The sequence below is a fragment of the Streptomyces sp. NPDC041191 genome, assembly GCF_055591945.1.
In genome coordinates this window covers 278,914-299,638 of sequence record NZ_JBVIZC010000009.1, presented here as the reverse complement: position 1 = coordinate 299,638, position 20,725 = coordinate 278,914, and the positions used below count along the sequence as shown (strand labels likewise).

General features: G+C 72.1%; 18 protein-coding genes. 2 read left to right on the top strand and 16 right to left on the bottom strand.

What is annotated here, in order from left to right; all coding sequences use genetic code 11:
- Nucleotides 1-63 precede the first annotated feature (63 nt).
- The 15 genes from aroQ to ACZ6AQ_RS19905 all read right to left on the bottom strand — a co-directional run bounded on the left by aroQ (nt 64) and on the right by ACZ6AQ_RS19905 (nt 15,668).
- Nucleotides 64-519: a type II 3-dehydroquinate dehydratase gene (gene aroQ, locus ACZ6AQ_RS19975; protein ID WP_388698362.1), complete on the bottom strand. Its 456-nt coding sequence runs from the start codon at nt 517-519 to the stop codon at nt 64-66.
- Nucleotides 516-1,613 (bottom strand): 3-dehydroquinate synthase, encoded by a 1,098-nt coding sequence (aroB, locus tag ACZ6AQ_RS19970; protein WP_388698365.1) that lies wholly within the window; start codon nt 1,611-1,613, stop codon nt 516-518. The genes aroQ and aroB overlap by 4 nt, the downstream gene beginning before the upstream one ends.
- Entirely contained in the window at nt 1,610-2,131 is a 522-nt protein-coding gene (locus ACZ6AQ_RS19965) for a shikimate kinase (protein WP_388698367.1), read from the bottom strand. The genes aroB and ACZ6AQ_RS19965 overlap by 4 nt, the downstream gene beginning before the upstream one ends.
- On the bottom strand, nt 2,128-3,312 hold the full coding sequence (aroC, locus tag ACZ6AQ_RS19960) for a chorismate synthase (RefSeq protein ID WP_468760932.1): 1,185 nt from the start codon (nt 3,310-3,312) through the stop codon (nt 2,128-2,130). Before aroC ends, ACZ6AQ_RS19965 begins: the two co-directional genes overlap by 4 nt.
- Before the next feature lie 209 nt (nt 3,313-3,521).
- Nucleotides 3,522-4,364, bottom strand: coding sequence for a shikimate dehydrogenase (locus tag ACZ6AQ_RS19955; protein ID WP_468760931.1), 843 nt, complete (start codon nt 4,362-4,364; stop codon nt 3,522-3,524).
- On the bottom strand, nt 4,345-6,198 hold the full coding sequence (gene mltG, locus ACZ6AQ_RS19950) for an endolytic transglycosylase MltG (protein ID WP_468760930.1): 1,854 nt from the start codon (nt 6,196-6,198) through the stop codon (nt 4,345-4,347). Before mltG ends, ACZ6AQ_RS19955 begins: the two co-directional genes overlap by 20 nt.
- 102 nt (nt 6,199-6,300) lie before the next feature.
- Nucleotides 6,301-6,765, bottom strand: a complete 465-nt coding sequence (gene ruvX / locus ACZ6AQ_RS19945) for a Holliday junction resolvase RuvX (RefSeq protein ID WP_388698559.1) — start codon at nt 6,763-6,765, stop codon at nt 6,301-6,303.
- Nucleotides 6,766-6,767: 2 nt separating this feature from the next.
- Entirely contained in the window at nt 6,768-9,437 is a 2,670-nt protein-coding gene (gene alaS / locus ACZ6AQ_RS19940; protein ID WP_468760929.1) for an alanine--tRNA ligase, read from the bottom strand.
- On the bottom strand, nt 9,437-9,781 hold the full coding sequence (locus ACZ6AQ_RS19935) for a DUF6167 family protein (protein ID WP_388698381.1): 345 nt from the start codon (nt 9,779-9,781) through the stop codon (nt 9,437-9,439). The genes alaS and ACZ6AQ_RS19935 overlap by 1 nt, the downstream gene beginning before the upstream one ends.
- Nucleotides 9,782-9,786: 5 nt before the next feature.
- On the bottom strand, nt 9,787-10,224 hold the full coding sequence (locus ACZ6AQ_RS19930) for a DUF948 domain-containing protein (protein ID WP_467391192.1): 438 nt from the start codon (nt 10,222-10,224) through the stop codon (nt 9,787-9,789).
- A 327-nt stretch (nt 10,225-10,551) separates the two neighbouring features.
- Nucleotides 10,552-11,166, bottom strand: a complete 615-nt coding sequence (gene rpsD / locus ACZ6AQ_RS19925; protein ID WP_030214918.1) for a 30S ribosomal protein S4 — start codon at nt 11,164-11,166, stop codon at nt 10,552-10,554.
- Between the two features lie 378 nt (nt 11,167-11,544).
- A complete protein-coding gene (locus tag ACZ6AQ_RS19920) occupies nt 11,545-12,897 on the bottom strand; it encodes a replication-associated recombination protein A (RefSeq protein WP_468761015.1) in 1,353 nt (450 codons plus the stop codon).
- Nucleotides 12,898-12,939: 42 nt separating this feature from the next.
- Complete coding sequence (locus ACZ6AQ_RS19915; RefSeq protein WP_468760928.1) at nt 12,940-13,551, bottom strand: vitamin K epoxide reductase family protein; 612 nt, start codon at nt 13,549-13,551, stop codon at nt 12,940-12,942.
- Between the two features lie 138 nt (nt 13,552-13,689).
- Nucleotides 13,690-14,952: a histidine--tRNA ligase gene (gene hisS, locus ACZ6AQ_RS19910; RefSeq protein ID WP_468760927.1), complete on the bottom strand. Its 1,263-nt coding sequence runs from the start codon at nt 14,950-14,952 to the stop codon at nt 13,690-13,692.
- An 8-nt stretch (nt 14,953-14,960) separates the two neighbouring features.
- A complete protein-coding gene (locus ACZ6AQ_RS19905) occupies nt 14,961-15,668 on the bottom strand; it encodes an MBL fold metallo-hydrolase (protein ID WP_468760926.1) in 708 nt (235 codons plus the stop codon).
- A gap of 199 nt (nt 15,669-15,867) precedes the next feature.
- On the opposite strand from ACZ6AQ_RS19905, the gene ACZ6AQ_RS19900 reads away from it, so the two are divergent.
- Nucleotides 15,868-16,674: a peptidylprolyl isomerase gene (locus ACZ6AQ_RS19900; protein WP_468760925.1), complete on the top strand. Its 807-nt coding sequence runs from the start codon at nt 15,868-15,870 to the stop codon at nt 16,672-16,674.
- 218 nt (nt 16,675-16,892) lie between these two features.
- On the top strand, nt 16,893-18,122 hold the full coding sequence (locus ACZ6AQ_RS19895; protein WP_388698398.1) for a DUF349 domain-containing protein: 1,230 nt from the start codon (nt 16,893-16,895) through the stop codon (nt 18,120-18,122).
- Between the two features lie 63 nt (nt 18,123-18,185).
- Here ACZ6AQ_RS19895 and ACZ6AQ_RS19890 read toward each other — a convergent pair whose 3' ends face one another.
- Complete coding sequence (locus tag ACZ6AQ_RS19890; RefSeq protein WP_468760924.1) at nt 18,186-20,654, bottom strand: RelA/SpoT family protein; 2,469 nt, start codon at nt 20,652-20,654, stop codon at nt 18,186-18,188.
- Nucleotides 20,655-20,725 lie beyond the last annotated feature (71 nt).

Below are 20,725 nucleotides of genomic sequence, written 5' to 3'. Positions count from 1 at the left end.
GCGGAACGTTACCGCCCCCGGCCCCCCTGGGGGGAACGGCCGGGGGCCTCCCCCGGTGCCCCGTCAGCCGGCCAGTTCCCCGGCGAGCGCCCGCAGCGCCAGCCGGTAGGAGCCGATGCCGAACCCGGCGACGGTCCCGGTCGCCACGGCCGCGATCACCGAGGTGTGCCGGAATTCCTCGCGGGCGTACGGGTTCGAGATGTGCACCTCGATCAGTGGCGCGGTCCGCTGGGCGGCCGCGTCCCGCATCCCGTACGAGTAGTGCGTGAACGCCCCCGGGTTGATCACCACCGGGACCGAGCCGTCCGCCGCCTCGTGGAGCCAGCGGATCATCTCGCCCTCGTCGTTGGTCTCCCGCACCTCGACGTCGAAGCCGAGTTCCGCGCCGAGGGCGCGGCAGGACTCCACGAGCCCCTGGTAGGAGGTGGCGCCGTAGACGTCGGGCTCGCGGGAGCCGAGCCGGCCCAGGTTCGGGCCGTTCAGGACGAGGACCGGGCGGCCCGGACGCGGCTCGCTCACGCCGACACCTCGCCGTACGCCGCGACCAGGACGGCCGGATCGGGGCCCTCCAGGACGGTCGGCCTGCCGAGCCCGTCGAGCACGATGAAGCGCAGCAGGTCGCCTCGGGACTTCTTGTCGACCCGCATGGTCTCCAGGAGCTTGGGCCACTGGTCGCCGCGGTAGGTGAGCGGCAGGCCGACGGACTCCAGGACCGCGCGGTGCCGGTCGGCGGTGGCGTCGTCCAGGCGCCCGGCGAGGCGGCCGAGTTCGGCGGCGAAGACCATGCCGACGGAGACGGCGGCGCCGTGGCGCCACTTGTAGCGCTCGTTCTTCTCGATGGCGTGGGCGAGGGTGTGGCCGTAGTTGAGGATCTCGCGGCGGCCGGACTCCTTGAGGTCGTCGGAGACCACCTCGGCCTTGACCCGGATCGAGCGGACGAGCAGCTCGGTGGTGTGCGGTCCGGCCGGCGTGCGGGCCGCCCCCGGGTCCTCCTCGACGAGGTCGAGGATCACCGGGTCGGCGATGAAGCCGGCCTTGATGACCTCCGCGAGGCCGCTGACGTAGTCGTGCACCGGCAGCGAGTCGAGGGCCGCGAGGTCGCAGAGGACCCCGGCGGGCGGGTGGAAGGCGCCGACGAGGTTCTTGCCCTCGGCGGTGTTGATGCCGGTCTTGCCCCCGACGGCCGCGTCGACCATGGCCAGGACGGTGGTCGGCACGGCGATCCAGCGCACGCCCCGCAGCCAGGTCGCGGCGACGAAGCCGGCCAGGTCGGTGGTGGCGCCGCCGCCGACGCCGACGACGACGTCGGTGCGGGTGAAACCGGTCTGGCCCAGGGCCTTCCAGCAGTAGGCGGCGACCTCGGCGGTCTTGGCCTCCTCGGCGTTCGGCACCTGGATGGCGACCGCCTCGTACCCCTGGTCGGCGAGGTCGGCGCGGAGGGCCTCGCCGGTGTCGGCCAGGGCCTCGGGGTGGATCACGGCGACCCGCTTGGCGCGGTCGCCGATCAGGGCGGGGAGCTCGCCGAGGAGCTGTCGGCCGACCAGTACCTCGTACGGCTCCGTACCCGCGCTGCCCGCCACGTGGATGCGGGTCACTTCCTGGTCCGTGCTCATGCGTCCTTCTTGAGTTCCAGTGCCGAGAGGACCGCGTCCGCGACCTCTTCGGGGGTGCGGTCGTCGGTGGCGACGACGGCGCGGGCGACTTCGGTGTACAGGTGGCGGCGCGCCTCCATCAGCTCGCGCCACTGCCGGCGGGGGTTGACGGCGAGCAGCGGCCGCGCGGTGTTGAGACCGACGCGGCGGACCGCCTCCTCGACGTCCATCGAGAGGTAGGCGACGGGCAGTCCGGCGAGCAGGCCGCGGGTGCCGGCGTCGAGGACCGCGCCGCCGCCGAGGGCGAGGACGCCCTCGTGCTCGGCGACGGCGCGGGCGACGGCGGCCCGTTCCAGGGCGCGGAAGTGCTCCTCGCCGTCCTCCACGAAGATGTCGGAGATCTCGCGTCCCTCGGCGGCGACGATGTCGGCGTCGGTGTCCCGGTAGGGCGCGCCCAGCCTCTCGGCCAGGAGCGCGCCCACCGTGGACTTGCCGGACCCCATCGGGCCGACGAGGACGACCAGGGGTCCGGCGGTCACCGGATCTGGAGGTTGTCGAGGTACGACCGCACGTTGCGGCGGGTCTCCGGGACGCTGTCCCCGCCGAACTTCTCCAGGACGGCGTCCGCGAGGACGAGCGCGACCATGGCCTCGGCGACGATGCCGGCGGCGGGGACCGCGCAGACGTCGGAGCGCTGGTGGTGGGCGGCGGCGGCCTCGCCGGTGGCGACGTCGATGGTGGCGAGGGCGCGCGGGACGGTCGCGATGGGCTTCATCGCGGCACGGACGCGCAGCAGTTCGCCGGTGGTGAGACCGCCCTCGGTGCCGCCGGCGCGGCCGGAGGAGCGCCTGATGCCGTCCTCGGTGCGGACGATCTCGTCGTGGGCCTTGGAGCCGGGCACGCGGGCGAGGTCGAAGCCGTCGCCGACCTCGACGCCCTTGATCGCCTGGATGCCCATGAGGGCGGCGGCGAGCCGGGCGTCGAGGCGCCGGTCCCAGTGGACGTGGGAGCCGAGGCCGACGGGCACGCCGTAGGCCAGGACCTCGACCACGCCGCCGAGGGTGTCGCCGTCCTTGTGGGCCTGGTCGATCTCGGCGACCATCGCCTTCGACGCGTCGGCGTCGAGGCAGCGGACCGGGTCGGCGTCGAGCTTCTCGACGTCGGCGGGGGTCGGGCGGACGCCGTAGGGGGCCTTGGCGGCGGCCAGTTCGACCACGTGGGAGACGACCTCGATGCCCGCGGCCTCCTTGAGGAAGGAACGGGCGACGGCGCCGAGGGCGACGCGGGCGGCGGTCTCGCGGGCGCTGGCGCGCTCCAGGATCGGCCGGGCCTCGTCGAAGCCGTACTTCTGCATGCCGGCGAGGTCGGCGTGGCCGGGGCGGGGCCGGGTCAGGGGGGCGTTGCGGCCCGTCTCCTTGAGCTCCGCGGGGTCGACCGGGTCGGCCGACATGACCTTCTCCCACTTGGGCCACTCGGTGTTGCCGATCATGACGGCGATCGGGGAACCGAGGGAGAGGCCGTGCCGGACGCCGCCCAGGAAGGTGACCTCGTCCTGCTCGAACTTCATCCGGGCGCCGCGTCCGTAACCGAGGCGCCTTCGCGCGAGGTGGTCGGCCACCAGCTCCGTGGTGACCGGGACACCGGCGGGGAGACCCTCGAGGGTCGCGACCAGCGCGGGTCCGTGGGATTCTCCAGCCGTCAGCCAACGCAACCTGCTCAACGATGCTCCTCATGCTCGCGCCTGGCACTGCGACGGCGCGCCCGGGTGCGCGGCCCTGGCCCGCCGCCCCCGATCCTCCCACGCCGGAGCGACCGCTCGGTTGCCGGTCCGGTCACCGGACAGGAAGCGCGTGCGGCGGAGCGGCCCGCCCGGTCCCGCCGGTGCTCTCCGGGGCGGCGTCGGCCGGTTCCCGGCGCTGGGAGGGGCGCCTACCGGGCCGCCAGCGCCCGCTCGCCCGCCGCCCTCATGGCGGCGAGGGGGGCCGGCGCGCGACCCGTCATCAGCTCGACCTGGAGGACGGCCTGGTGGACCAGGAGGTCGAGGCCGCCGACGACCTTGCCGCCCCGGTCGGCCCAGGCGGCGGCCAGCGGGGTCGGCCAGGGGTCGTAGAGGACGTCGAAGAGGGTGCCGACGGCGTCGGGGACGGCGGTCGCCAGGGCGTTCGTCGTGCCGGCGGGGGTGGTCGCGATCACCAGCGGGGCCTCGAACGCCTCCGCCGCGCGCTCCCAGTCGGCGGTGCGCACGTCCACGCCGAGCCGCTCGCCCCAGCCGCGCATCTCCCCGGCCCGCGCCTCGCTCCGTACGTACGCGGTGACGGGCCCCGCGCAGACGCGGGCCAGCGCCGCGAGCGCGGAGGAGGCGGTGGCGCCGGCGCCGAGGACGGCGGCGGCCTCCACCTTCTCGACGCCCCGCTCGCGCAGGGCGGCGATCATGCCGGGGATGTCGGTGTTGTCGCCGACCCGCCGCCCGTCTTCCCGGAGGACGACGGTGTTGACGGCCTCCACGGACGCGGCCGTGTCGCTGACCTCGTCGAGCAGCGGGATGACCGCCCGCTTGAGCGGCATGGTCAGCGAGAGCCCGGCCCAGCCGTCGTCCAGCCCCTCCATGAACCCGGGCAGCGCGGCCTCGTCCACCTCGAAGCGCTCGTACGACCAGGCGTCGAGGCCGAGCGCGGCGTACGCGGCCCGGTGCAGGACCGGGGAGAGGGAGTGGGCGATCGGCGAACCGAGGACGGCGGCGCGGCGGACCACCTCACTGGCTCGTGGTGGCATCGAACTTTTCCTTCAGCTTGTTGTGCTCGGCGAGGGTCTTGGCGAACTCGGTCTTGTGCATGCCGTCGGTGGCGACGAAGTAGATCCAGCCGTCCTTCGTCGGGTCGAGCATGGCGGCCAGCGCCTCGTTCCCCGGATTTCCGATCGGCCCCGGAGGCAGCCCCCTGTGCACGTACGTGTTGTACGGGTCCCGGTTGCTGTTGGCCTCCTTCTCGGAGATCTTGATCTCGCTCTGCCCCTTCAGGTAGTTGAGGGACGAGTCGAACTGGAGCTTCTGGTTGGTCTCGTAGTTGTCCGGCTTGAGGCGGTTGTAGACCACCTCCGCCATCTTGCGGAAGTCGTCGTGGGTCTTGCCCTCCGCCTGGACCAGGCTCGCGACCGTGACGAGTTCCCAGGGCCCCGCGACGCCCAGGGACTTCGCCTTCTCCTCCAGGTTCAGCTTGTCGTACTCCTGGTTGGCGCGGGTCACCATCTTGCGCAGCGCGTCCTCGGGCTTGCCGCCCTTGGCGACGGGATAGCTCGCCGGGAAGAGGAAACCTTCCAGCGGGTCCTTGACGTCGGGGTGCTTCTTGGCCCAGGCGGGCAGACCGAGGGAGTCCGCCTTCGCACGGGCGATCTCCTTCGTGGTGCCCGGCTTGAGGCCCAGGCGCTCGTCGAGCTTCTCGTAGACCCAGACGTTCCGCTTGCCCTCGGGGACGACCAGGTTGGCCTGGCTCGCCGGGTTGAGCATCAGCTTGACCGCGCTCTCCGCGGACATCTCCTTCTTCAGCGTGTAGACGCCGGCCTGGATCGTGTTGCCCTTGGGGTCCTTCTGCTGGGCCGACACGAAGGCGTCGACGCTCTTCACGACGCCCGCCTTCTTCAGGATGTTGCCGATGTCGGAACCGTAGGAGCCCTTGGGGATCTCGACCTGGATCTCGCCGCTGCCGCTTCCCGCGTAGTCGGGAACGGCGCCGAACTGGCCCTGCCAGAACTTGTAGCCGAAGTACCCGATGCCGCCCACGGTGCCGACCAGGACGGCCGCGACGACCAGGCAGGCCATGCCGTTCTTGCCCTTGCGCTTCTTCGCCTTGCCCCGGCGTTCGCGGTCGTCGCCGCGGGAACCGCGTCCGCGCGCCGGTTCCTCGTCGTCGTGGTCGTCGTAGCCGTCGTGGTCGTCGCGGCCGCCCCGGTCGTCGTCCCCGCCGGTGAAGAAGGGGTGGTTCTCCTCCTCCGGCTCCGGGTGCTCCTCCGGCGCCCAGTCGATCACCGGCTCCGGCGGACCCTGCCGGCGGCCGGGGGGCTGGGGCGGGGGGTAGGCCCCGGGGGTGCCGTACAGGTCCGGGTCCTGGCCGCCGTACGGATCGGCCGGGGGCGTGCCGTACGCCATGGCCGCCTGGCCCGACTCCCAGCCGCCGTCGTACTGCTGACCGAGGTGCCCGGGCGCGTCGTAACCGCCCTGGTGCCCCGTCCCGTACTGCTGCTGGTCGTAGACCTGCTGGTACTGCTGCTGCTGATGCGGGTGCTGATGCTGTTGCTGCTGATGCGGGTGCTGCTGGTCGTGCTGCTGCTGGTACTGGGGGTCGGCGTAGTCCTGCGGCTGCTGCCGGTACTGCTGCGCCTGCTGCCCGTACTGCTGGTACTGCTGGTACGGGGCGTCCTCGTACCCCTGGCCGCCATGACCCCCGTGACCGTCCCGGCCGTACGGGTCCTGGTGGCCCTGGTCCTCGTGGCCGTACTGGTTCGCCTGCTGCGGGTGCGGGTACTGCTGCCGGCCGTCCCACCCCTGGTCCCCGTAGAGCGGGTCCTCGGGGTGCCACGGTTCGGAGCCGGAGCCCCGGCCATACTCAGTCATCGATCCCCAAAACAGCCGCGAGGCTTCCGGACGATCCGCCTCTCCGTAGTACGGCAGCTGTTCGAACGCCGCCGTATCGCGCGGAACGTTACCGTATCGCGATCAGATGACCGCTTCGACGCCCTCACCGGGCGGATTACCTGATACCCGTTCGGACTCAAGAGCGTTCTGCAGGATGATCACGGCGGCGGCCTGGTCGATGACGGACCGCCCCTTCTTCGCCTTCACGCCGGAGGCCCGCAGGCCCTGGGTGGCGGTGACCGTGGTCATGCGCTCGTCCACCAGCCGGACCGGGACCGGGGCGATGCCCTTCGCCATCTCCCGGGCGAAGGCGCGGACCTTGGTGGCGGCGGGGCCCTCCCGCCCGCTGAGCGAGCGGGGCAGGCCCACGACGACCTCGATCGGCTCGTACTCCTCGACGATCCGGCGGAGCCGCCGGTGGGCGGCCGGGACGTCGCGTCCCGGCACGGTCTCCACCGGCGTGGCGAGGACCCCGTCGGGGTCGCACGAGGCGACCCCGATCCGGGCGTCCCCGACGTCGACCGCGATGCGGCGGCCGCGGCGCATCGTCACGCCGTCTCCCCCACGAGGCGCTCGACGGCGGCGACGGCCTCGCCGACGGCCTCCGGGTTCTGGCCGCCGCCCTGGGCGACGTCCGGCTTGCCGCCGCCGCCACCACCGAGGGTCTTGGCGGCCGTGCGGACCAGCTCGCCGGCCTTGAGGCCCCGCTCGCGGGCGGCCTCGTTGGTGGCGATGACCGTGAGCGGCTTGCCGCCCACGGTGGTGAAGAGGGCGACGACGGCCGGACGGTCGCCCGGAATCCGGCCGCGCACGTCGAGGACCAGCCTGCGCAGGTCGTCGGCGGTGGTGCCGTCCGGCACCTGCCCGGTCACCAGGGCGACGCCCCGGATGTCACGGGCGGACTCGACGAGGCCGGCGGCGGCCTGGAGGACCTTCTCCGCACGGAACTTCTCGATCTCCTTCTCAGCGTCCTTCAGCTTGCCGAGCATGGAGGAGATCTTCTCCGGCAGCTCCTCGGGGCGGCCCTTGACCAGCTCCTGGAGCTGGGCGACGACCGTGTGCTCCTTGGCGAGGAAGTGGTACGCGTCGACGCCGACGAGGGCCTCGATGCGGCGCACGCCGGATCCGATCGAGGACTCGCCGAGCAGCTTCACCAGACCCAGCTGGGCGGTGTTGTGGACGTGGGTACCGCCGCACAGCTCCTTGGAGAAGTCCCCGATGGTGACGACGCGGACCTTCTCGCCGTACTTCTCGCCGAACTCGGCGATGGCGCCCTGGCGCTTGGCCTCGTCGATCGGCATGACCTCGGCGTGGACCTCCAGCTCGCGCGCGAGGACCTCGTTGATCTTCTGCTCGACGTCGGTGAGGACCGCGCCGGGAACGGCGTTCGGGGAGCCGAAGTCGAAGCGGAAGCGGCCGGGCTGGTTCTCGGAACCGGCCTGGGCGGCCGTCGGGCCGAGGGCGTCGCGCAGCGCCTGGTGGGTGAGGTGGGTGGCCGAGTGGGCGCGGGCGATGGCCCGGCGGCGGCGCACGTCGATGGCGGCGTAGGCGGTGGCGCCCACGGTCACCTCGCCGACCTGCACGGAACCCTTGTGCACCGAGACGCCCGGGACCGGCTGCTGCACGTCGCGGACGTCGATGACGGCACCGCTGTGCAGCCTGATGCGGCCCTGGTCGGCGATCTGGCCGCCGCCCTCGGCGTAGAACGGGGTGCGGTCGAGGACGACCTCGACCTCGTCGCCCTCCGAGGCGGCCGGCGAGGGGACGCCGTTGACGAGGAGGCCGACGACCGTGGTCTCGCCCTCGGTGCTGGTGTAGCCGGTGAACTCGGTGGCGCCCTTGCTGTCCGCGATCTCGCGGTAGGCGGTGACGTCGGCGTGGCCGGTCTTCTTGGCCCTGGCGTCGGCCTTGGCCCGGTCCCGCTGCTCCTTCATCAGGCGGCGGAAGCCGTCCTCGTCCACGGAGAGGCCCTGCTCGGCGGCCATCTCCAGGGTGAGGTCGATCGGGAAGCCCCAGGTGTCGTGGAGCAGGAACGCCTTGTCGCCGGAGAGGACCGTGCCGCCGGACGACTTGGTCTCGGTGACGGCGGTGTCGAGGATGTTGGTGCCGCCCTTGAGGGCCTTCAGGAAGGCGGCCTCCTCGGCGAGGGCGACGGTCTCGATGCGCTTGCGGTCGGTGATCAGCTCCGGGTACTGCTCGCCCATCGTGCCGATCACGGTGTCCACGAGGTCCTGGACGACCGGGCCGGTGGCGCCGAGCAGGCGCATGTTGCGGACGGCGCGGCGCATGATGCGGCGCAGCACGTAGCCGCGGCCCTCGTTGCCGGGGGTGACGCCGTCGCCGATGAGCATGACGGAGGTGCGCATGTGGTCGGCGACCACGCGGAGCGAGACGTCGCTCTCGTGGGCCTTGCCGTACTGGACGCCGGTCAGCTCGGTGGCCTTGTCGATGACGACCTTGAGGGTGTCCGTCTCGTACATGTTCTGGACACCCTGGAGGATCATCGCCAGGCGCTCCAGGCCGAGGCCCGTGTCGATGTTCTTGGCGGGCAGGTCGCCGAGGATCGGGAAGTCGTCCTTGCCGGAGCCCTCGCCGCGCTCGTACTGCATGAAGACCAGGTTCCAGATCTCCACGTACCGCTCGTCGTTGACGGCCGGGCCGCCCTCGACGCCGAACTCGGGGCCGCGGTCGTAGTTGATCTCGGAGCAGGGGCCGCAGGGGCCGGGGACGCCCATGGACCAGAAGTTGGGGCCCATGCCCAGGCGCTGGATGCGCTCGGCGGGGACGCCGACGACGTCGCGCCAGATGCGCTCGGCCTCGTCGTCCTGCTCGTAGACGGTGATCCAGAGCTTCTCCGGGTCGAGCCCGTAGCCGCCGTGCTCGACCGGGGTGGTCAGCAGCTCCCAGGCGAGCTTGATGGCGCCTTCCTTGAAGTAGTCACCGAAGGAGAAGTTGCCGCACATCTGGAAGAACGTGCCGTGGCGGGTGGTCTTGCCGACCTCTTCGATGTCGGGCGTGCGCACGCACTTCTGCACGCTGGAGGCGCGCGAGAAGGGCGGCTTGACCTCGCCCAGGAAGTAGGGCTTGAAGGGCACCATGCCGGCGGGGACGAGCAGCAGAGTCGGGTCGTCCGCGATGAGCGACGCCGAAGGGACGACGGTGTGCCCGCGCTCCTCGAAGAAGCTCAGCCAGCGGCGGCGGATTTCAGCCGACTCCATCAGTGGTCCTCATTCCGGTTGAACGAACTCGTGGGGGACGTGAAGTACGTGGGTGCGGGGCCGAGCGCGGCCCTGCGACGGGGTTCCGGAAGCTCCCGGGCCGCGTCCGCGCCGTCGGCGGCGTCGAGCCCGAGCGCCTCCCCCAGCTCGGCCTCCCGCTGGACCATGCCCGCCCTCACGTCGAGGGCGAAGTCCTTGAGGCGGTGGCCGGTCTCGACCGCCTTGTTCGCGGCCTGGGCCGCGAGGCTCTCGGGGGTCAGCTGCTTCAGCTTCCGGTTGACCTTGGTGGTGGCCCACACGCCGGCGGCTGCGCCGGCCGTGAACCAGAACGTGCGGCGGAACATACGGCTCAGCCCTTCTGCTTCCGGGGTCGCGAGAACGGCACGGTACGGCCGACGACCACGGTACGGCGCGCGGAGGCGCGCGGGGCGCCCTCCCCGTCCCGGCTCCGGCCCAGCGCCCGGCGCACGCCGTAGCCGAAGGCGGCCACCTTGACGAGCGGGCCGCCGAAGGTGGAGGCGACGGTGGTGGAGAGCGCGGAGGCGTTGGAGGTGACCTCCTGGACGTCCGAGGCGATGGCGTCCACCCGGTCGAGCTGGGTCTGCGCCGACCGCACCGTGGCCGAGGCGTCGGCGAGCAGGGGAACGGCCTGTTCGGTCACGTCCGCCACGAGCTTGGTGGTCGCCCTGAGCGTCTGCGCCAGCCTCGCCAGTGCCACGGCGAGGAAGGAGACGAGGATCGCCCAGAAGACGGCCACCAGGAGCCCGGCAACCTCTCCACCGGTCACGCTGCACCGCTCTCTGCTGTCGTTGGGCCTTGTGAAAAGTCGTCCCCCGACCCTATCGCGCCCGGACTGCCGTGCCGTACCGCATTACCGCCCGCGTCGGCGCCCTCGCGGCCCGTGGAGGACCGGCGGCGGAAACCGGTCGTACGGAGCGCGCGGGGGTGAGCACGCTCCGTGCCCCGCGTGGCGGAGCGGTCCTCCCGGCGGAGCCGGACCGGTCCGCCGCACGGGCCGCCGGGCCCCCGGGAACGCGGAAGCCCGCCGGCTCCCCCGCCGGAAAGGGCGGGGAAGCGGCGGGCCGGACACCGCGGGGGCGGTACCGCGCTCGCGTCAGCGGGCGTAGTACTCGACGACCAGCTGCTCGTCGCAGATGACCGGGATCTCCTTGCGGTTCGGGTCGCGGTCGAGGCGGAACGCCAGCGCCTTCAGGTTGACCTGGAGGTAGCGGGGGGTCTCGCCGTCGGCGGCGAAGCCACCCTCGCGGGCGACCTCGAACAGCGGCTTGGTGCGGCTGCGCTCGCGGACCATCACGACGTCGTCGGGACGGACGCGGAAGGACGGCTTGTCGACCTTCTGGCCGTTGACCTGGATGTGGCCGTGGACGACCATCTGGCGGGCCTGGTAGATGGTGCGGGCGATGCCCGAACGCAGGACCAGGGCGTCGAGGCGACGCTCGAGCTCGACGACCAGCGCCTCGCCCGTCTTGCCCTCGGCCTTCTTGGCGCGGTCGTAGGCGCGCGCCATCTGGCGCTCGCTGATGTCGTACTGGGCGCGCAGACGCTGCTTCTCGAGCAGACGGACCTTGTAGTCCGAGTTCTGCTTGCGGCCGCGGCCGTGCTCGCCCGGCGGGTAGGGGCGGGCCTCGAAGTACTTGACGGCCTTCGGCGTCAGCGCGATGCCGAGGGCACGCGACTTCTTGACCTTGGGGCGGGACTGGTTCGGCATGAACCAACCTCTCTGTGGGAAAGAAACGGCTTCACCAGGGTTAGGGGAGGTCGCATCCGCAGCCGGGAAACCCGCCGGGTCCGTACGGGACGGACCTGCCGGGCAGCCGCTCCCAGGTCTGGGCACATACGTGCAGCACGCGAACGACCCATCGCCGCTCCCGGGATTCCGGGGGGGGTGATGGGTGGCACGCGACACCTTCGAAGGTGCGCGACGCTCCTGGAGACCCCGTCCGAGGACCGGGTCTCCGACTGACTGTCCCGTTCTGGTGGTGCCGACCGGAGCCGGACACGGGACGCAGCGATCCGGACCAGTGTACCGGGTCCGAGCGGGCCCCGCGCACACCGCGGTCCCGGAGGCGGTCCGGAGCCCCGGGGCCTACTCGTCGCCCCGCAGCCGTGCCCGCACGCGCTCCACCACGTCCGCGTACCTCGCCTCCGCGCCGTAGCGGGTGGGCTCGTAGTACTGGCGGCCGTGGACCGTGTCCGGGGCGTACCGCTGGGCCGCGATGCCGCCGGGCACGTCGTGCGGGTACACGTACCCCCGGGCGTGGCCCAGCGCGGCCGCGCCCTTGTAGTGGCCGTCGCGCAGGTGCGACGGGACCGGGCCCGCGAGGCCGGCCCGCACGTCGGCGAGGGCGGCGCCGATGGCGGTCGTCGCCGCGTTCGACTTCGGGGCCAGGGCCAGGGCGATGGTGGCGTGGCTCAGGGTCAGCGCCGCCTCGGGGAAACCGATCATGGCGACGGCCTGGGCGGCGGCCACGGCGATCGGCAGGGCGTTCGGGTCGGCCAGGCCGATGTCCTCGCTCGCGGAGATCATCAGCCGCCGCGCGATGAAGCGCGGGTCCTCCCCCGCCTCGATCATCCGCGCCAGGTAGTGCAGGGCCGCGTCCACGTCCGAGCCCCGGATCGACTTGATGAGCGCGCTGGCGACGTCGTAGTGCTGGTCGCCGTCCCGGTCGTACGCCACGGCCGCCCGGTCGACGGTCTCCTCGACCGTCCCGAGGGTGATCTCCGCCTCGCCCTTGGCGATCGCCGCCCCGGCGGCGGCCTCCAGGGCGGTCAGGGCGCGGCGGGCGTCGCCGCCGGCGACCCGGAGGAGGTGGGCCTCGGCGTCCTCCGGCAGGGTCACCGCCCCGCCGAGTCCCCGCTCGTCCGTGAGCGCCCGCGCGAGCAGGCCCTTCAGGTCCTCGTCGGTCAGCGGCTCCAGGGTGAGGAGCAGCGAGCGGGAGAGGAGCGGGGAGATGACGGAGAAGTAGGGGTTCTCGGTGGTGGCCGCGATCAGCGTCACCCAGCGGTTCTCGACGGCCGGCAGGAGGGAGTCCTGCTGGGCCTTGGAGAAGCGGTGGATCTCGTCGAGGAAGAGGACGGTCTCCCTGCCGTAGCCGCCGGCCGCGCGCCGGGCGCCCTCGATGACGGTCCGGACCTCCTTGACGCCGGCGGTGATCGCGGACAGCTCCACGAACCGCTTGTCGGTCGCCTTGGAGACCACGTACGCCAGGGTGGTCTTGCCGGTGCCCGGCGGGCCCCAGAGAATCACGGAGGAGGCGCCGGCGGGGCCGCCCGCGCCGCTCCCCACGAGCCGGCGCAGCGGCGAGCCGGGTTTGAGCAGATGCCGCTGGCCCGCCACCTCGTCGAGGGTGCGGGGGCGCATCCGGACGGCCAGCGGGCTGCTGGACGGGTCCTTCTCCTGGCGGTCTTCGGCGGCTGCGGTAAAGAGGTCGGGCTCCACGTTCATGAAGCCTAGGTCACGCCGCCGACAACGCCGCCGGGATCAGCTCGTCCAGAAGTCCCACCAGCGGGTCAGGACCAGCATGCCGATGATCCCGATGTGCAGGGCGGGCAGGACCCAGGTGAACTCGCCGAAGAAGGTCCTCAGCCACGCGGGGGCGGGGATCACGCCGTGGCGCACGTTGTGCGAGGTCACGTACCAGAACATGACGATGGTCCCGACCCAGGCCAGGCAGCACCACAGGCAGAGCGCGTTGATCTCGTACAGCGACTGGTAGGTGAGCCAGGCGCAGAAGCCGACGCCGAAGAGGGTGCCGGCGTGGAGGCCGAGCCAGTACCAGCGGCGGTAGCGGGCGCCGGCGAGCAGGCCGACGCCGATCGCGACCACCATGCCGTACGCGACGAGGCCGAGCATCGGGTTGGGGAAGCCGAAGACCGCCGCCTGCCCGCTCTTCATGATGTTGCCGCAGGAGACGACCGGGTTGAGGCTGCACCCGGGGGTGAAGCCGGGGTCCTCCAGGAGCTTGAACTTGTCGATCGTGATGACCCAGGCGGCGAGCAGTCCGGCCGCGCCGGTGACCACCAGGAGCCACGCGAGGGCCCGGCTCGCTCCGATCGTGCCGGGTGCCGGGTCGTCCACCGCTGCCTTCGTCATGTTTCCGATCCCTCGCTCGCGGGCTGCTGGGCACGGACATTCTGCCGCACGGAGGTCCGTGTCCACCGTTCGGTGGACATAAGGAAGGGCCCGGCCGCTCGCGCGAACCGGGCCCGCTTCCGTGCGTGCGACCGGGCGTCAGGCCAGCTCGGCCCGCACCGCGTCCAGGAGGCCGTCCAGGGCGACCGCCCGCTGCTCGCCGGACTCCATGTCCTTGAGCTGGACGACGCCCTCGGCGAGGTCGCGCTCGCCGGCGACGACGGCGAGGCGGGCGCCCGAGCGGTTGGCGTCCTTCATGGAGCCCTTGAGGCCCTTGCCGCCGAAGGAGAAGTCCGCGGCGACACCGGCCCTGCGCAGCTCGGTGACCTTGCCGAAGAGGACCCGGCGGGCCTCCTCGCCGAGGGCGACGGCGAAGACGCTGGTGGCGGAGGGCAGGTCGAGTTCGACGCCCTCGGCCTCCAGGGCGAGGACCGTGCGGTCCACGCCGAGCGCCCAGCCGACGGACGGCAGCGCGGGGCCGCCGATCATCTCGGAGAGACCGTCGTAGCGGCCGCCGCCGCCGACCGCCGACTGCGAGCCGAGGCCGTCGTGGACGAACTCGAAGGTGGTGCGGGTGTAGTAGTCGAGGCCGCGCACCAGCTTCGGGTCGTCCTCGAAGACGACGCCCGCCGCGGTGATCAGGGCGCGCACCTCCGCGTGGTACGCCGTGCACGCGTCGCACAGGTGGTCACGCAGGAGCGGGGCGTCGGTGAGCTGCTTCCGCACGGACTCGCGCTTGTCGTCGAGGACGCGCAGCGGGTTGATCTCGGCGCGGCGCAGGGTGTCCTCGTCCAGGTCGAGGCCGCGCAGGAAGGTCTGGAGGGCCTCGCGGTAGGCGGGACGGCACTCCTTGTCGCCGAGCGAGTTCAGCAGGATGCGGAAGTTCCGCAGGCCCAGGGAGCGGTACGCCTCGTCGGCCAGGATGATCAGCTCGGCGTCGAGCGCCGGGTCCTCGGCGCCGATCGCCTCGGCGCCGACCTGCGAGAAGTGCCGGTAGCGGCCCTTCTGCGGGCGCTCGTAGCGGTAGTACGAACCGGAGTACCAGAGCTTGACCGGCAGGTTCCCCTGCTTGTGGAGGTTGGCTTCCAGGGCGGCGCGCAGCACGGAGGCGGTGCCCTCGGGACGCAGGGCGAGGCGGTCGCCGCCCTTGGTCTCGAAGGCGTACATCTCCTTGGTCACGATGTCGGTGGACTCGCCGACGCCGCGGGCGAAGAGGTTCACGTCCTCGAAGCCGGGGGTCTCGACGTAGCCGTAGCCGGAGCGGCGCAGGGGGGCCGCGATGGCCTCGCGGACGGCGAGGTAGGTCGCCGAGACCGGCGGGATGAGGTCGTAGGTGCCCTTGGGGGCCTTGAAGGTGCTCACGTGGGTCGTCACATTCCTCGTCGGGGAGCGTCGGGGCTCCCGAGGCCGGCGGCCACCTGCCGGAGGTAGGGGTTGGTGGCGCGTTCCTGGCCGATGGTCGTCTGGGGACCGTGCCCCGACAGCACCACGGTCGAGTTGTCGAGCGGCAGGCACACGCGGGCCAGCGATCCGAGCATCTCGTCCATGTCACCGCCGGGCAGGTCGGTGCGTCCGACGGAGCCGGCGAACAGCAGGTCCCCGGAGAAGAACACGGAGGGGACCTCCGCGGTCTCGGGCATCCTGAAGGTCACCGACCCCTTGGTATGGCCGGGCGCGTGGGCGACCGAGAACTCCAGACCGGCGAGCCTCAGCTCGGAGCCGTCCGCGAGTTCGCGCACGTCGTCGGGCTCCCCCACGGTCAGCTCGCCCATGAGGGGCATGCCGATGGAGCGGCCGAGGGCCTTCTCCGGATCGCTCATCATGTAGCGGTCCGAGGGGTGGATCCACGCGGGGACGTCATGGGCGCCGCACACCGGGACGACGGAGGCGACGTGGTCGATGTGCCCGTGGGTGAGGACGACGGCGACGGGCTTGAGCCGGTGCTTCCTGAGCGTCTCCTCGACCCCCTGCGCGGCCTGGTGGCCGGGGTCGACGATCACGCACTCCTCGCCCGCGGCGGGGGCGACCAGATAGCAGTTGGTCCCCCAGGCCCCGGCGGGGAACCCGGCAATCAGCACGTTCGTCCTTAGGGTCGTCCGGCACAGGGGCGCGGGATTCACGGGAAACGCAAGAAACACGGGAAACGCAAGAAACACGGCAAACACGGAATGCGGCGGATCAGAGCCTACCGGCGGTGCCGCTTCCACAGCCAACCCGTATACGGTACGGGCACATCCGGCCAGGCCGGGAACAGACGAGCGACAAGGAGCGGACCCGGTGGTCAGCAGCGATCAGCGGCGGCGGCAGCTTGCCAGGGAGAAGTACGTGCGGCAGCAGCAGCGGCGGGAGGAGAAGCGCCGCAAGGCCAGGCGCCGCAACACCGTCGTCGCCTCCGCCCTCGCGGTGGTGCTGGCGGCGGGCGGCGCCGTGTACGCCTCGGTGAAACTGACCGGCGACGGCACGAAGGGCTCGGACGGCGCGGCGGGCGGCACGCCCATCCCCGGGGCCCCCTCCTCCACGCCGGCGCCCTCGCGGTCCGCGAACCCCGAGCCGGAGCTCACCGTGGACCGGAACGCCTCGTACGACATGGTGCTCAGGACCAGCGAGGGCGCCGTCACGATCACCATGGACGCGGCGAAGACCCCGCGCACGGTGAACTCCTTCAAGCACCTCGCGGACAAGAAGTACTTCGACGGGACGAAGTGCCACCGGCTCACCACGCAGGGCATCTACGTGCTCCAGTGCGGCGACCCCCAGGGCACCGGCACCGGCGGCCCCGGCTACACCATCCCGGACGAGAACCTGGACGGCCTCGGCAAGGCGGGCGCGGACGGCACGGTGACCTTCCCGGCCGGCAGCGTGGCCATGGCGAACACCGGGCAGCCGGGCAGCGGCGGCTCCCAGTTCTTCCTCGTGTACAAGGACACCAAGCTGCCGCCGACGTACACCCCCTTCGGGAAGATCGACGCGGCCGGCCTCAAGGCGGTCCAGGACGTCGCCGCGGCCGGTGTCGCGGGCGGCGCCACGGACGGCGCCCCGAAGAAGGCCGTCACCATCGAGAAGGCGACCGTCACGAAGAAGTGAGCCGGAGCGGACGCGCGGGCCCGCGCGTCCGCTCCCGCGCGCCGGCCGTCGAATCTCGGTCCCGCCGAGTGCGGACAGCCGGGCCGCGGTTCGCCTAGATTGGCGGTGTGCAGCGTGGGCCGTCGGCCGCGCTGCGGAAGGCGGGCGAGGCCCGCCGGGAAACTGTGGACGATGCCGGGGGGTACGACCCCGCGACGGCATCATGGTGAGGAGGCGCTGTGAGCAGCGACCCGTGGGGCCGCGTCGACGAGACGGGCACCGTGTACGTGCGGACGGCCGAGGGCGAGAAGGTCGTCGGATCGTGGCAGGCCGGCACCCCCGAGGAGGCCCTGGCCTACTTCGAGCGCAAGTACGAGGGCCTGGTGGTCGAGATCGGCCTCCTCGAGAAGCGGGTGAGGACCACCGACCTCTCGGCGAAGGACGCCACCGCGGCGATCGAGCACATCCGGCACCAGATCGACGAGCACCACGCCGTCGGCGACCTGGCCGCGCTCGGCGCCCGCCTGGACAAGCTCGTGGAGACGGTCGAATCGCGCCGCGAGGAGCGCAAGGCCCAGAAGGCCCGGCAGACCGACGAGGCGCGGGCCGCCAAGGAGAAGCTCGTCGCCGAGGCCGAGGAACTGGCCGGGAGCGAGCAGTGGCGCTCCGCGGGCGAGCGGCTGCGGGCGCTCGTGGACACGTGGAAGGCCCTCCCGCGGCTCGACCGCAAGTCCGACGACGAGCTGTGGCACCGCTTCTCGCACGCCCGCTCGGCGTTCTCGAAGCGCCGCAAGGCCCATTTCGCGTCCCTGGACGCCCAGCGCGAGGACGCCCGCAAGGCGAAGGAGCGCCTGGTCGCGGAGGCCGAGTCCCTGTCGAACTCCACCGACTGGGGGGCCACGGCGGCCCGCTACCGCGAGCTGATGGCGGACTGGAAGGCGGCGGGCCGCGCCCAGCGCGAGCACGAGGACGAGCTGTGGAACCGCTTCCGCGGCGCCCAGGACGTCTTCTTCGCGGCGCGCGGCGAGGTCTTCGCCGAGCGGGACGCGGAGCAGACCGAGAACCTGAAGCTGAAGGAGGAGCTGGCGGCCGAGGCCGAGAGGCTCGTCCCGGTGACGGACCTGAAGGCGGCCCGTGCGGCCTTCCGCTCCCTCAACGAGCGCTGGGAGGCGATCGGTCACGTCCCGCGTGACGCCCGGCCCAAGGTGGAGGGCCGGATGCAGGCGGTGGAGCGGGCGATCCAGGAGGCCGAGGAGGCCGAGTGGCGCCGGACGAACCCGGAGGCGCGCGCGCGTGCCGCGGGTCTGACCGGCCAGCTCCAGGACGCGGTCGAGAAGCTGCGCAAGCAGATCGACGCGGCCCGTGCCGCCGGAAACGACGCCAAGGCCGACAAGCTCTCGCGCGAGCTGGAGGGCCGCCAGGCCCTGCTCGACCAGGCCCTGAAGGGCCTGGAGGAGTTCGGCGGCTGACACGGCCGTCACGAAGGGGGCGGTTCCGGTGCGCACCGGAACCGCCCCCTTCCCGTTCCTTCGCTACGGCCTGCGGGCCGAGGTCACGCGGTACACGTCGTAGACGCCCTCCACGCCCCGCACGGCCTTCAGGACGTGGCCCAGGTGCTTCGGGTCGCCCATCTCGAAGGTGAAGCGGGAGGTGGCCACCCGGTCGCGGGAGGTCTGCACGGCCGCCGAGAGGATGTTGACGTGCTGGTCCGAGAGGACCCGGGTGACGTCGGAGAGCAACCGGGAGCGGTCCAGCGCCTCGACCTGGATGGCGACGAGGAAGACGGAGGACTGGGTGGGGGCCCACTCGACCTCCAGGATCCTCTCCGGCTCCCGGGAGAGCGAGTCCACGTTGACGCAGTCGCTGCGGTGAACCGATACTCCACTGCCCCGGGTGACGAACCCGATGATCGGATCGCCGGGCACGGGGGTGCAGCAGCGGGCCAGCTTCACCCAGACGTCCTCGACGCCCTTGACGACGACGCCGGGGTCGGTGTTGGAGCGGCGCTTGGAACGCCCGCGGGTCGGCGGGGTGGCCTCGTCGATGTCCTCGGTGGCCGCCTCCTCGCCGCCGAGCGCCTGGACCAGCTTCTGCACGATGGACTGGGCGGTGACGTGGCCCTCGCCGATCGCCGCGTACAGCGAGGAGATGTCGCTGTAGCGCATCTCGTGGGCGAGGGTGACGAGGGAGTCGCCGGTCAGGATGCGCTGGATCGGCAGGTTCTGCTTGCGCATGGCCCGCGCGATGGCGTCCTTGCCCTGCTCGATGGCCTCGTCCCGGCGTTCCTTGGAGAACCAGGCCCGGATCTTGTTGCGGGCGCGCGGGGACTTGACGAAGCCGAGCCAGTCGCGGGAGGGCCCGGCGCCGGCGGCCTTGGAGGTGAAGACCTCGACCAGGTCGCCGTTGTCGAGGGTCGATTCGAGCGGGACGAGCCGCCCGTTGACCCGCGCTCCTATCGTGCGGTGGCCGACCTCGGTGTGGACCGCGTACGAGAAGTCGACGGGGGTGGCCCCGGCGGGCAGCGCGATGACGTCGCCCTTGGGGGTGAAGACGAAGACCTCGTTGCGGGAGAGGTCGAAGCGCAGGGACTCCAGGAACTCGCCGGGGTCCTCGGTCTCCTTCTGCCAGTCGAGGAGCTGGCGCAGCCACGCCATGTCGTTGAGGTGGTCGTCCTTGCCGGTCCTCCTCGGCGCCTCGGCGCGAACCTTGGAGGCACCGGCGACGGCCTCCTGCTTGTACTTCCAGTGCGCGGCGATGCCGTACTCGGCGCGCCGGTGCATGTCGAAGGTGCGGATCTGGAGCTCGACGGGCTTGCCGTTGGGTCCGATGACCGTCGTGTGCAGCGACTGGTACATGTTGAACTTCGGCATCGCGATGTAGTCCTTGAACCGGCCGGGGACCGGGTTCCATCGCGCGTGGACGGTGCCGAGGGCCGCGTAGCAGTCGCGGACGGTGTCCACGAGGACGCGGATGCCGACCAGGTCGTAGATCTCCGCGAAGTCACGGCCGCGGACGATCATCTTCTGGTAGACGCTGTAGTAGTGCTTGGGACGGCCGGTGACGGTGGCCTTGATGCGGGCGGCGCGCAGGTCGGCCTGGACCTCGTCGGTGACCACCGCGAGGTACTCGTCCCGCTTGGGGGCGCGCTCGGCGACGAGCCGGACGATCTCGTCGTACATCTTGGGGTAGAGGATCGCGAAGGCGAGGTCCTCCAGCTCCCACTTGATGGTGTTCATGCCCAGGCGGTGGGCCAGGGGGGCGTAGATCTCCAGCGTCTCGCGGGCCTTCTTCTCCTGCTTCTCCCGCTTGAGGTAGCGCATGGTGCGCATGTTGTGCAGGCGGTCCGCGAGCTTGATGACCAGGACGCGCGGGTCCTTGGCCATGGCGACGACCATCTTGCGGACGGTCTCGGCCTGGGCGGCCTCGCCGAACTTGACCTTGTCGAGCTTGGTGACGCCGTCGACGAGGAGCGCGACCTGGTCGCCGAAGTCCCGGCGCAGGGTGTCGAGGCCGTACTCGGTGTCCTCGACGGTGTCGTGCAGGAGCCCGGCCATCAGGGTCGCCGGGTCCATGCCCAGCTCCGCGAGGATGGTGGTGACGGCGAGCGGGTGCGTGATGTACGGGTCGCCGCTCTTGCGCTTCTGGCCCCGGTGCCAGCGCTCGGCGACCTGGTAGGCCCGCTCGATCTGGCGGAGCGTGGCCGTCTCGATCTTGGGGTCGTTGGAGCGGACGATCCGCAGGAGCGGTTCCAGGACCGGGTTGTACGGGGAGGAGCGCTGGACGCCCAGGCGGGCGAGGCGGGCGCGGACGCGGTTGGAGGAGCCGCCGGAGCGGGCGGGCGGGGCCGGTGCGGGGCGCGCGGGCGAGGCCGGCTCGGACGCGGCGGCGGGCGCGGGCCCGGCCTCCGCGGGCTCGTTCCGTGGCGCCCCGGTCCCCGGCGCGGCCTCCTCGGCCTTCGGGTCGGGCTGCGCGGCGGAGAGTGGCTGGGCCTCGTCTGGCAAGAGCGCTCCTCTGGGGTCCCCCCGGACGGGGTCTGGGGGAGGTTCCGGGTCCCCCGGTCAGGCCCGGAAGG

Excerpts from the sequence above, each read along its gene's own strand:
- aroB (WP_388698365.1), bottom strand. The coding sequence starts at position 1,613 with ATGAGCACGGACCAGGAAGTGACCCGCATCCACGTGGCGGGCAGCGCG.
- ACZ6AQ_RS19955 (WP_468760931.1), bottom strand. The coding sequence starts at position 4,364 with ATGCCACCACGAGCCAGTGAGGTGGTCCGCCGCGCCGCCGTCCTCGGT.
- mltG (WP_468760930.1), bottom strand. The coding sequence starts at position 6,198 with ATGACTGAGTATGGCCGGGGCTCCGGCTCCGAACCGTGGCACCCCGAG.
- ruvX (WP_388698559.1), bottom strand. The coding sequence starts at position 6,765 with ATGCGCCGCGGCCGCCGCATCGCGGTCGACGTCGGGGACGCCCGGATC.
- alaS (WP_468760929.1), bottom strand. The coding sequence starts at position 9,437 with ATGGAGTCGGCTGAAATCCGCCGCCGCTGGCTGAGCTTCTTCGAGGAG.
- ACZ6AQ_RS19935 (WP_388698381.1), bottom strand. The coding sequence starts at position 9,781 with ATGTTCCGCCGCACGTTCTGGTTCACGGCCGGCGCAGCCGCCGGCGTG.
- rpsD (WP_030214918.1), bottom strand. The coding sequence starts at position 11,166 with ATGCCGAACCAGTCCCGCCCCAAGGTCAAGAAGTCGCGTGCCCTCGGC.
- ACZ6AQ_RS19915 (WP_468760928.1), bottom strand. The coding sequence starts at position 13,551 with ATGACGAAGGCAGCGGTGGACGACCCGGCACCCGGCACGATCGGAGCG.